Origin of the sequence: Solidesulfovibrio fructosivorans JJ], assembly GCF_000179555.1 — a bacterium.
GTDB lineage: Bacteria > Desulfobacterota > Desulfovibrionia > Desulfovibrionales > Desulfovibrionaceae > Solidesulfovibrio > Solidesulfovibrio fructosivorans.
This window is the reverse complement of sequence record NZ_AECZ01000021.1, coordinates 59,915-71,166: the sequence shown is the minus strand read 5'-3', so window position 1 is coordinate 71,166 and position 11,252 is coordinate 59,915. Positions and strand designations below refer to the sequence as shown.

The following is an 11,252-nucleotide window of genomic DNA, read 5'->3' as shown; positions in this document are numbered from 1 at the left end:
CGCCTTTCATTTTCAGCGCGGCTGTGGCAACTGCTCGAATATGGGGGGCATATGATGCGAGTTCTTGCCACATTGGCCATGGCGCTGTGTCTGTTCGCGGCGGCGGGATGTTCCAGGGGCCCGACCAACGCGGAAGTGGAACAGGCGTTCCGGGACGCCATGGCCCGCAACGATTTCATGGGGCTTTTGTCCCAGACCGTCCACATCCAGGGCTTCCAGGTGGACAACATGGAAAAGGGCAAGGACGGCGTCTACAAGGCGACCGTGACCATCGTTTCCGACGCCACCATCGGTCCGCTCTCCATTGGCGGGGCAAAGCAGATGACGCTGCGGCTCACCAAGGTCGGGGAGAAGTGGGTGGTGCTGCAATAGCGCGCGCTTAGATCACCACCTGTTCCAGCCTCAGTTCCACGCCGTAGCGTTCCCTGGCGGCGGCCCGCATGACGTCGATGACGGCCAGGATGTCGGCCCCGGTCGCGCCGCCGGCATTGACGATGAACCCCGCGTGGCGGCGGGAGATGCGCGCCCCGCCGATGCCAAATCCCTTGAGCCCGGCCTCCTCCATGATCACCCCGACCGGCGGCGCGCCCTCGGGGCGGCGAAACACGCTGCCCGCGCTCGGCAGGTCGTAGGGGAGCCTGCCCCGGCGCAGCTTGCCGATGCGTCCCATGGCCGCCGTGATCCGGGCCGGATCGTCCGGCGAAAGCCGCAAATGCACGGCAGTGACCACGCCCGGTCCGCCCTGGAAGGCCGTTGTGCGATAGGCGGGCGCGCACTCCTCGCGGGACAGCATCGTCACGTCCTCCCGACCTGGTAAAAGCGCTTCCACGGCCGTGACCGCGTCGTAAAACGAGGTCCCGTAGGCTCCGGCGTTCATGCAGGCCGCGCCGCCCACACTCCCCGGAATGTCCCACAGGTTTTCCAGGCCGGACAGGCCGGCCCTGGCCGCCGCCCGGCACAGGTCGCGCAGCCGCGCCCCGGCCCCGGCCCGCACCCGCTCCCCGTCCACGACAATGGCCGTTTCCAGCTCCCGCAGACACACGAACCGTTGTGTGGCGTCGTAATACGGCCGCGACAGAATCACGTTGCAGCCGTGGCCAAGCACATGCACGGCCACCCCGTCCCCAAACTTAAGCGCCCGAGCCAGCTCCGCCGCCGTCCGGGGAAACAGACAACAGGCCGCATACGCCTCGACCCGGTACGAATTGAGCATCGTCAATGGAATCATGATTTATTTAAGGAAAGGAAGTGCGAGAGGGGAAACCCTTTAAAAAGGGTTCTCCCCTCTCGCGCTCTCCCCTTCCTAAATTTTATAATAATGTGAATAGGTAACGAACCATAACCCGTTACGGTCAAAAGTCTTTGGGATGGGGGCCTGGGGGAAACCCTTTCGAAAGACAAGGGTTTCCCCCAGCGCTTTAATCAGGAATGAGAATGACATGCAGGCCCGGGAAGCCGAGCAGGCGTTCGAGGTCCATGGCGTGGCCGAGCGAGGCGGGCAGGAAGACCGTGCCCTGGAATCCGCCTTCCACGGCCTGCCACAGTTCGGCTTCCTGGCCCAGGATCGTGGCTTCTCCCGGGCACATGAAGAACCGCCGGCTGACCTCGCGGCCGCCGTTGCGGGAAAGTACCAGGCAGGGGCGGGTGTTTTCCGGGTCCTGGCCTTCGAGCAGCCCGCGCACGGTGGCGAGCAGCGCTTCCTGGTCCACCGGTTTGACCAGCGCCGCATCCGCGCCGGATTCGGCCCGTTCGCGGCTGGAGACCACGGACACCACCACCACCGGGATATGGCTGGTGGCCGGGTTCTGGCGCAGGCGGCGGATGCACTCCTTGCCGCCCATGCCCGGCATGCGCATGTCCATGGTGATGCATTCGGGCTGCCAGTTCGCGGCCAGGGACAATGCCTCGGCCCCGTTGGCGGCCGTGGCCACGATGTAGCCGGCGTCGGTGAAAAGCGTTTCCAGGAAGCGTCGCACCGCCGTGTCGTCGTCGACGACCAGGATGTGGCGCATCTCCGTCTGCGTGTTGTCTCCGGGGGCCACGGCCGGGTGGCGGACGGGCGCCGCCGGCGTGTCGGCGGCTTCCGCCAGGATGGGGAGGGTGAAGCGGAACACGCTGCCCTGGCCGGGTTCGCTTTCGGCCCAGATGCGCCCGCCGTGGCGCTCTATGATCTGGCGGCAGATCGGCAGGCCGAGGCCGGTGCCCTTGGGTTTTTCGGTCAGGGTGTCGCCGGCCTGCTTGAATTTCTCGAAAATGCGCTCCAGGTCCGCCGGCGCGATGCCGGAGCCGGAGTCGCGCACGGCGACGCGAATTTCGGAGCCGTCGACGGAGCCTTCCACGACGATGGCGCCATGTTCGGTGAATTTCACGGCGTTGCCAAGGAGGTTGACGAACACCTGGATCAGCCTGTCCCGGTCGCCCAGGATGCGGGGCAGGTTCGCGGGCAGCTTGTTTTCGAGGCTGATGCCTTTGCGCGCGGCCAGACCGGCCACGGCCCGTACGGCGTGGCCCGCCGTCTCGGCCAGGGACACCGGAGCCATGTTCCATTCGCAGCGTCCGGACTCCATCTTGGCGATGTCGAGCACGTCGTCCACAAGCTCGGTCAGGCGTTGGCCCTCGGCCACGATGATGTCGAGATTTTCCCGAATCTGCTGCGCGCCGCGCCAGGTCTTGGGCGTGGCTTCTGTCAGGGCCGGGGCCACCAGGTCGGTGAACTTGCGCCGGATGATCTTGGCGAAGCCGAGGACAGAGGTGAGCGGGGTGCGCAGCTCGTGGGACACGGTGGAGATGAACTCGGTCTTCATCCGGTCCACCTCTTTTTCCACCGTGATGTCGCGCACCAGGATGATGGTGGCGCGGCGTTCCTCGCCGGCCAGGCGCACGCCGGTGGCCACGGCCTTGCCCGTGCCGCCGTTGGCCAGCCGGACCTCGGCGGCCGTCGCCTGGTTCGCGGCCGGACAGGCCCCGGCCATGGCGGCCATGGCTTGCGGGAAGGCTTCGGCGGCGGGCTGGTCGGCCACCTCTTCGGCTTTTTTGCCGAACATGGCGAGGAGGGCCGGATTGAAAAGGGTGATGCGGGCGTCGGCGTCGAGGACCACCAGCCCGTCGGCCAGGTTGTTGATGATGGCCCTGGTGTGGGCCAGGGAATCCTCCAGGTCCCGGGTGGTGTCGGCCACGGCCCGCTTGAGATCGGAGACGAGCAGGGAGAGCTGGGCGGCCATGGATTCCATGGCCCGGGCCAGGATGCCGACCTCGTCGTCGCCGGTTTCGGGGGGCTTGGCCGAAAAGTCGTGGTCCTTGATCTTGACCGCGTAGCCGGCCAGCTCGACCAGGGGACGGGTGATGCCGCCGACCAGGGCGTAAAAGACCAGCACGGCCACGCACAGCATGGCCAGCATGAGGCCTTCCTGCCGCATGACGGCCCCGCGCATGACGCGCCAGATGCCGACCTTGTCCATGCCGACGCTGACATGGCCCGCCTCGCCGGCCAGGATCGGCGCCGTCACCTGGAGATAGTCGCCAATACCCTCCAGATGGGTCTGGCTGACGGCGGCGCTTGTCTCGTGTCGCAGCGCCTTGGGCATGGCCGGAATGAAGGTATGGGCCAGCACCATGCCTTGGCGGTCGGTCACGAAAATGTAACCCACGCCGTCGATGTGCAGGAATTCGTCGATCATGGCCTGGACGGCGGCGTCATCGTCGGCGACCAGGGCGTCGGGGCTGGCGGCGGCGATGGCCATGGCGATGGCCCGCCCCTTGGTGACGTATTCGTCGGTCAGGTGACGGTGCAGCAGCCAGGCCGAAAGCAGGGCCGTGGCGTTGGCCGCCACGCCGAAAACCAGAATGACGGCGATCAGGGTTCTGCGAAAGATTGTCGACACGGGTGTCAGTCTCCGGCGGCGATCCGCATGGACGTCAGCGGCACGAGCCTGCCGCGCGAAGCGGTGGACAGATAGACCTTGTCAAGGCCCTGGTGGTGGGGGCCGGTCAAGACGACCGGTACGCCGATGCCGAGGTCGACCGGTCCCAGGGAGGCCACGGCCGCGTCCAGTCCGGCCCGGTCCTGGGGATCGGCCATGGCCGCAAGCACGGCCAGAAGCAGGCGCGCGTTGAGGTAGCCCTCGAATCCCGTGGCGCTGCCCGCGAGCGGATGCTTGTCCCACCCGCCCGGGGGGACCGGCGCGTGGGCCAGGGCGGCCAGGTCGCGGCGGTAGTCGCGGGAAGCGGGAAGTCCCGAATCGCGCCAGTCGGGCGTCACCTGGGACATGACCAGCCCGTCCTCGAGGTTGCGGCCGCAGCGTTTCCCCTCGTCGATCAGGACGCGCAACAGGATTTCCCCGCCGGCGAAGGATACCACGCCGACCGGCATGGTCAGGCCATGGCCGCGCAGGTCCCGGATCAGGGCGGCGCAGGCCGGAGCCGGGCCGACGATGAGCACGGCGTCGGGGTGGCAGTCGGCGAGCAGGACGACTTGCCGCGTCATATCCTCGTCCGCGCCGACCGACCGGGCGAAGGTGGCCTCGCCGCACAGCGACAGGCCGCGTTTGGCCAGGGCGCGGCGCGCGCCGTCCCAGCCGCTGCGGCCGAAGGCGTCGGCCTGGTGGCAGATGGCGATGCGGGAGCGCCCCTGGGCGACGAACGCCGCGACGAGCCCTTCGATCTCCTGACGGTAGGAGGCGCGCAGGTTGTAGACATAGCGGACGTAGGGCGGCACGCGGGAGGCCTGGAGCCCGGAAACCGGGAAGAAAAGACGCGCCCCCTGCTTGGCGTAGGCCCGCAGCACCGGCAACTCACGGCTGACGGTCGGCGTGCCGAGCGATGAAAAAAGCGTGAGCACCTTGTCCGCGACCAGAAAGCGCACGATGTTTTCGATGGCCGGATCGGGTTGGTAGCGGTCATCGGCGGCGAGCAGCTCCACAGGGTGCCCGTGGATGCCGCCTTCCCGGTTGCGCGCGGCAAAGGCGGCCTGCGCTCCCCGGTAGAGTTCCAGGGCCATGGCCCGGGTCGGTCCCGAGAAGCCGGCGCTTAGCCCGATTTTGATGGACGGCGGTTTTTCACCGGCGGCGCCGCGGGGCAGGGCCGTAAAAAGGACAAGCTCCGCCACCGCCAGGGCGACGCAAGCGAACGCGCGTAACCTGCCCGCCATCATCCCGATCCTTTTGGCTTGGTCCCGCCGGTTTTTTATTTGACGCTTTACAACCTTCTAGGCAGTTTTGCAGCAAGCGTCAAACCACGACGGTGTGGTGACGGCGATGGATGCGTCGGACCGCGATCCGGGCCACGCCCGGCGATTGCGCCAGATATGCGCGATGCGGGAGTGCGGTTTTGTGGGATTGCGTGTCCGGTGTCACACAATCGTCACGCGCCATTCATCCGCGCGTCAAGCCGTCATGTTCTTTCGAGCGACGAAAACTCCGAGGTGACGCATGTCCAAGGATTCCATCCTGATAGTTGAAGATGACGACGACATTGTCGAACTGCTCGCCTTCAACCTGCAAAGCGCGGGTTTCGCCACCGAAACGGCCAAGGACGGCTACGACGCCCTGACCAAGGCCAGGCGAACGCCGCCGGCCGGCATCATCCTGGACCTCATGCTGCCCGGGCTCGACGGTTTCGAGGTCTGCAAGGAACTCAAGCGCGATCCCAAGACCGCCGCCGCGCCGATCATCATGCTGACCGCGCGGGGCGAGGAGGTCGACCGCATCGTGGGGCTGGAGCTTGGGGCCGACGATTACGTGGTCAAGCCGTTTTCCCCCCGGGAGCTCATCTTGCGCCTGCGGGCGGTGCTCAAACGCCACGCCCCGGAACAGGAGCGGCGGCAGGTGCTCTCCCGCGACGGCCTGTCCGTGGACCTCGGCGCGCACCGGGTGACGCTCGACGGCGAGGAAGTGGCGCTGACGGCCACGGAATTCCGGCTTCTGGCCGAACTGTTCCAGAGCACGGGCCGGGTGCTCACCCGCGACAGGCTGCTCAACTCCGTTTGGGGCTACGAATTCGAGGGCTACGCCCGCACGGTCGACACCCACATCCGCCGGCTGCGCCAGAAGCTCGGCTCCTGCGCCCGCATGATCGAAACCGTCCGGGGTGTGGGCTACCGGTTCAAGGAGTAGGCAGGTGGCCGCTACCGGCACATTGGGCCTGCGCGCGGCGGCGCTTTGCCTGACCGTGACCGCCGCCTGTCTGGCCGCGCTTTCCCTGCTGCCCGCCACGCTGACCCGGCCCGAGCGGCTGTTCGCCTACGGCGGGGCGCTTTTCGCGGCCGGCTGGGTCTACTGGCTGGTCGGCCGGCGGCTGTCGCGGTCCCTGGCCGAGGTCATCGCCGTGGCCCGGGCCATCGGCGACGGCGACTACCGCCACCGCATCCACCTGTCCCCGGGCGGGGAATTTTCCGCCCTGGCCGAGGCAGTCAACCACATGGCCCGGCGCATCGAATCCCACATCGGCACCATCACCGACCAGAAGACCCAGCTCGAGGCCATTCTCGACGGCATGCGCGAGGGCGTGATGGTCCTCGACGCGGCGGGCAAGGTGCGGGTGGCCAACCCGGCACTGCGGCGAATCGCCCCGGTGACGGGCGACGTGGTCGGCCGCCGGCCCATCGAGGTCGCGCCGAGCCCGGAGCTGCAGATGGCCTGCGACCAGCTCCTCGGCGAGGCGGCGGCGGATCTGCCCGCGGCCTCGACCCTGGAGATCGAGCTCGGGCCGGGACGCTACTACGAAGTCTCCCTGGTGCGCCTCGGGCTCGACCCGGTCGGCGGCCGGCGCGACCACGGCGCGGTGCTGGTCTTCCACGACGTTTCCGAAACCCGGCGGCTGTCCCGGGTGCGGCGCGATTTCGCGGCCAACGTCACCCACGAGATGCGCACCCCCCTGACCTCCATCAAGGGCTACGCCGAGACGCTCCTTGCCGCCGCGCCGGAGCTGGCCCCGGAAAAACGCCGGTTCCTCGACGTGATCCTCAAAAATGCCAACCATATGTCCAAGATGGTTGACGATATTTTGACCCTGGCCCGTCTGGAGGAGCAGCCGGACGAGGGCGACGAGCGCGCAAGCGACCGGCCCGAGCCCAAAACCGACGCCGTGGCCGCCCTGGCCGACGCCGTGCGCGAATGCCAGACCCTGGCCGACGCCAGAAACCTTTCCTTCGACAACCATCTGCCCGAAACGGAACTTTTCGTGCGTTGCGACGGCGGCCAGCTCACCCAGGTTTGGCGCAACCTGCTCGAAAACGCCACCCGGTTCGCGCCCGAGGGCTCGCGCATCGCCATGACCGCCTGCCCGGACGCCGAGGCCCGGGCCGTGACCTTCGGCGTGCTGGACCAGGGGCCGGGCATTCCCCCCGAGGAACGCCAGCGCGTGTTCGAGCGCTTCTACCGCGTGGAGCGCCACCGCTCCAAAACCCAGGGCAGCACGGGGCTTGGCCTGGCCATTGTCAAGCATATCGTGGAACGCCACGGCGGCCGGATATGGGCCGACCGGGGACGGGGCGAGATGACCGGGGCCGCGTTTTATTTCACCCTGCCCGCGTTGGCGCGCCCCGAGCCCGAGGCGGCGGCGACGGTTTGTCTCGGACCATCGACCCAATCGTCATGAAACTTCCACACCTGGGATGCAGGCTGCGCGCAAGACGCTCCCGCGCGTACAGTAACCGAACGAAAAGGAACCTCCCATGCCCGACACCGTAAAAATGGCCGCCAAGAGCCTCAATTTCTACTACGGCCGGTTCAAGGCCCTCCAGGACATCAATCTCACCGTCTACGAGCAGCAGGTTACGGCCCTGATCGGTCCTTCGGGCTGCGGCAAATCCACCTTCCTGCGTTGCCTCAACCGCATGAACGACCTCATTCCCGGCACCCGGGTGGAAGGGGAGCTCACCCTGGACGGCGAGAACGTTTATGCCCCGAGTCTGGACGTGGTGGAACTGCGCCGCCGGGTGGGCATGGTCTTCCAGAAGCCCAACCCCTTTCCCAAGAGCATTTTCGAGAACGTGGCCTACGGGTTGCGCGTGGGCGGGGTGCGGGACAACACCTACATTTCCCAGCAGGTGGAAAAAAGCCTCAAGGGCGCGGCGCTTTTCGACGAGGTCAAAGACCGCATCCACGATTCGGCCCTGGGGCTTTCCGGCGGCCAGCAGCAGCGCCTGTGCATCGCCCGGGCCCTGGCCATCGAGCCGGAAGTGCTGCTCATGGACGAGCCGGCCTCGGCGCTCGATCCCATCGCCACCCAGAAGATCGAGGAGCTCATCCACGAGCTCAAGCGCAATTTCACCATCATCATCGTCACCCACAGCATGCAGCAGGCGGCCCGCGTTTCGGACCGCACCGCCTTTTTCTACATGGGCAAGCTGGTCGAGGTGGACGCCACCGAAACCATCTTCACCCGCCCGGCCCAGAAGCAGACCGAGGACTACATCACCGGCCGTTTCGGCTGATGCCGGCCGGGCGCATACGCCGCTTCGCGCGAGAGTACGTCAAGGGGGGCTTTGCCCCCCTTTGTTTTCGCGCCAATACCCGCTATGGATCGGGCAATAGCTCGGGAGCCCGGTCCGCCGTATCCCGCCGCCCCCGTGCCGCATCCGCAACCAACAAAGGACGCACCGGCATGAGGTTTCCGCTCTATCCGCTCAAGATCGCCGCCGCCGTCAGCGTGGCGGCCGTCGCCGCCTTGTTGCTCGGGCTTTTCGCCGTCTCCCGCCTCGACGCCCTGTCCGGCCGGTTCAAGGCTCTGGAAACGACGCGCCTGCCTCGGGCCGATCTGGCTGTGGCCGTGGAACGCCAGCTGCTTTTGGCCTCCCAGTCCATCCGGGACTATGCCTTAAGTTCCGATCGCGAATCCCTGGAACGGGCCAAGCGGAATCTGGCCAAGGCGGCCGACGTGCTGCACGCCGCCCAGGAGGCCGCCTCCCGTCCGGAGCTCAAGGATCTGGCCGCCGAGGCCGGCAAGATCGGCTTTTTTCTGGACGCCTACAAAAAGGCCGCCGAGTCGTCGGTCGTCGCCAACGAGCGGCTAAGCGCCAGCCGCGCCCGGCTGGCCGAGGCCGAAGCCGCCTATGACGCGGCCGTGGACGACTACATCGGACAGAAGACCGCCCAGTGGGACAAGGCGCTGGCCGCCCGCTATCCCGCGCCCGACGTGTTGCGTCAGCTGGCCTCCCGCCTGAAGCTGGCCCAGGCGGCCCGGCGCGCCGGCCGGGATGTGGCCGTCGCGGCCGGTGAGGCCCGGGGCGAGCGCGATCCGGCCCGGTTGACCGAGGCCGGGGCCCGCTTCGACGCGGCCGAGGCCGCCCTTCGCGACGCCAGGGCCGGTTCCGACGACGAGGCTAAGCGGCTTGCCCCGGTGTTCGCCGCCTTGGCCGACTATCGCCAGGCCGTGACGGCGGTCCTTGCCGACTGGAAGGCCCTGCGGGAGACGGGGCGCAAGATTCTCGAAGCCGAGCATGCCGCCCTGGCCGGGGCCGCCCGGTTGGGCGGGGCGTCTCTGGCCGAGGTGGCTGGGGAGGCCGGCGGACTGGCCGGATCGCTCAACGGCTTGCGGCTTGTGCTCGGCTTTGCCGGCTGGGGCATTTTGATTTTCGGTCTGGCCTTTGCCGTGGCCATGGGCGCTTTGCTCGGCATGCCGGTGCGCCGGTGCGCCGCCTTTGCCCGGGATCTGGCCGAGGGGCGGCTGACCGCGACGCTTTCCGTCAAAAGCCATGACGAGGTCGGGGGACTGGCCGCGAGCCTGACCGAGATGGCCCACCGTCTGGGCCGGCGTCTGGCTCGCTGAGGAGCGGTCATGGGTTGCCGATGCCATGCCTTTCTGCTCTGTGTCCTGCTGTGTCTCGGCTGGTGCGCCGAGGCCAGGGCCCAATCCGCGTCCCAGCCGGAATTTCGCGGCTTGGCCTTTGGCGCGCCTCTGGCCGACATGCCGGACATGGAGCTTGTGGCCCGCTTCGGCGACACGGCTTTTTACCGCCGTCCGAATGAAAAGCCGCTTCTGGGCGAGGCCTGTTCCACGGACATCCGCTACGGTTTTTCGCGCGGGGCGCTTTTTTTCGTGCGCATGACGCTTGCGGGTTGTGAAGGGTTGGGCGACCTCGTGGCCGCCTATGACGCCAAGTACGGCCGTCCGGCGCGCGAGGGCGCGCCGGGATTCTTGCGTCTTGTCTGGCGGCGGCCGCTTTTTTCCGTTTCTCTGTCCCATTTCGCCCGGGACGGAAAAACCGTGGTCGATTACCTCTATCTGCCGGGAATGAGCGCCGACGAGCGCGAGGTCTGGCAAAGCGCCGAGGATATCCGCCGCCGTGGGCCCATCGGCTTCCGGGGCCTGCGCTTCGGCCGGAAGCTTTCCGGCATCCCCGGCCTGACCCCGGCCTACCGCGAGGGCGCGGCCGCCTATTACCGCCGGCCAGGGGACAGCCTGGAGCTCGGGGACCTGCGGCTGACCGACATCCTCTACGGCTTTTTTCAGGACAGGCTTTTCGCCGTGGTCATGCGGGTGGGCGAGGGCGGCGATTTCGAGGCCCTGCGCCGGGCCTACATCGCCAAATACGGGCCGCCGCGCGCCATCGCCGCCACCTTGGAGGAGGAACTGGTCTGGAGCTGGCCCGAGGCCCAGATCGCGCTTTCCCGCGATGTGGAGGCCGGCGGCGTGACCATCCGTTACGCCGACGCCAAGCTGCTCGCCGCCATGGACGCCGCCGAGACGGCCGCCGGCGCGCCGCCGGCGCTTTCCGGGGGCTTCCGCCTGTTTTCCCAGGGCGATCCGCCACGCTCGTTTCGCGGCGCGGCCTTCGGCTCCCCGCCCCAGGCCCTGCCCGCCGGGGAATATCTCTACACCCATCGGGGCCGCAAATATTACCGTCGCGGCGACGAACGGCTGCATCTCGGCGATATTCCCCTTGCAAGCGTGCTGTATGGCTACGACCAGAATCGGCTGGCCGGGGTGGCGCTGACCATCGCCGCCTCGAGCGACGGCCCCGACTCGGACTACAAGCGCGTGCTGGCCGCCTACAGCGCCAAGTACGGGCAGCCCGAAACCCGGCCGTCCGACGACGGCGGCCGCATCCACCAGTGGTCCTGGCCGGGCCTGTCCATCGCCCTGGTGCGGCCCAAGGTCGGGCCCATGGAGGTGCACTACGTGGACGCCTCGCTCTTGCGCCACCGCGAGGGCCGCATCGCCGCCAAGGCGCTCGACGCCCTGGACAAGAAAATTTTCGCCGCGCCGGACGCCGCCGGCGAGGACATCGAACGCAAAAAAGGACAGGAGTAAGC

9 protein-coding genes are annotated in these 11,252 nt (G+C 67.7%); 6 read left to right on the top strand and 3 right to left on the bottom strand.

Translation table 11 applies throughout. The features are described from left to right. Positions 1-372: hypothetical protein (locus tag DESFRDRAFT_RS14500; RefSeq protein ID WP_233489619.1), on the top strand; the 372-nt coding region annotated here is incomplete at its 5' end. Between the two features lie 7 nt (positions 373-379). On the opposite strand, the gene murB is transcribed toward DESFRDRAFT_RS14500, so the two are convergent. The 3 genes from murB to DESFRDRAFT_RS14485 form a co-directional block, all read right to left on the bottom strand. Then, the gene (gene murB / locus DESFRDRAFT_RS14495; protein ID WP_043794960.1) at positions 380-1,228 is read right to left on the bottom strand and encodes a UDP-N-acetylmuramate dehydrogenase; all 849 of its coding nucleotides are present in this window, start codon (positions 1,226-1,228) and stop codon (positions 380-382) included. A 190-nt stretch (positions 1,229-1,418) separates the two neighbouring features. Then, entirely contained in the window at positions 1,419-3,881 is a 2,463-nt protein-coding gene (locus tag DESFRDRAFT_RS14490) for an ATP-binding protein (RefSeq protein ID WP_005995110.1), read from the bottom strand. Positions 3,882-3,886: 5 nt separating this feature from the next. After that, positions 3,887-5,146: an ABC transporter substrate-binding protein gene (locus DESFRDRAFT_RS14485; RefSeq protein ID WP_005995109.1), complete on the bottom strand. Its 1,260-nt coding sequence runs from the start codon at positions 5,144-5,146 to the stop codon at positions 3,887-3,889. A gap of 280 nt (positions 5,147-5,426) precedes the next feature. Between DESFRDRAFT_RS14485 and DESFRDRAFT_RS14480 the strand changes: the two genes are divergently transcribed. The 5 genes from DESFRDRAFT_RS14480 (at position 5,427) to DESFRDRAFT_RS14460 (ending at position 11,250) form a co-directional block, all read left to right on the top strand. Beyond that, positions 5,427-6,110 carry a winged helix-turn-helix domain-containing protein gene (locus tag DESFRDRAFT_RS14480; RefSeq protein ID WP_005995108.1) on the top strand — a complete coding sequence of 228 codons (684 nt, stop codon included), beginning with the start codon at positions 5,427-5,429 and terminating at the stop codon, positions 6,108-6,110. Positions 6,111-6,114: 4 nt separating this feature from the next. Continuing rightward, a complete protein-coding gene (locus tag DESFRDRAFT_RS14475) occupies positions 6,115-7,593 on the top strand; it encodes an ATP-binding protein (protein WP_005995106.1) in 1,479 nt (492 codons plus the stop codon). Positions 7,594-7,669: 76 nt separating this feature from the next. Then, positions 7,670-8,431: a phosphate ABC transporter ATP-binding protein PstB gene (gene pstB, locus DESFRDRAFT_RS14470; RefSeq protein WP_005995104.1), complete on the top strand. Its 762-nt coding sequence runs from the start codon at positions 7,670-7,672 to the stop codon at positions 8,429-8,431. Between the two features lie 170 nt (positions 8,432-8,601). Beyond that, positions 8,602-9,765 carry a HAMP domain-containing protein gene (locus tag DESFRDRAFT_RS14465; protein WP_005995103.1) on the top strand — a complete coding sequence of 388 codons (1,164 nt, stop codon included), beginning with the start codon at positions 8,602-8,604 and terminating at the stop codon, positions 9,763-9,765. Positions 9,766-9,774: 9 nt separating this feature from the next. Beyond that, a complete protein-coding gene (locus DESFRDRAFT_RS14460; RefSeq protein WP_005995101.1) occupies positions 9,775-11,250 on the top strand; it encodes a hypothetical protein in 1,476 nt (491 codons plus the stop codon). Positions 11,251-11,252: the final 2 nt, after the last annotated feature.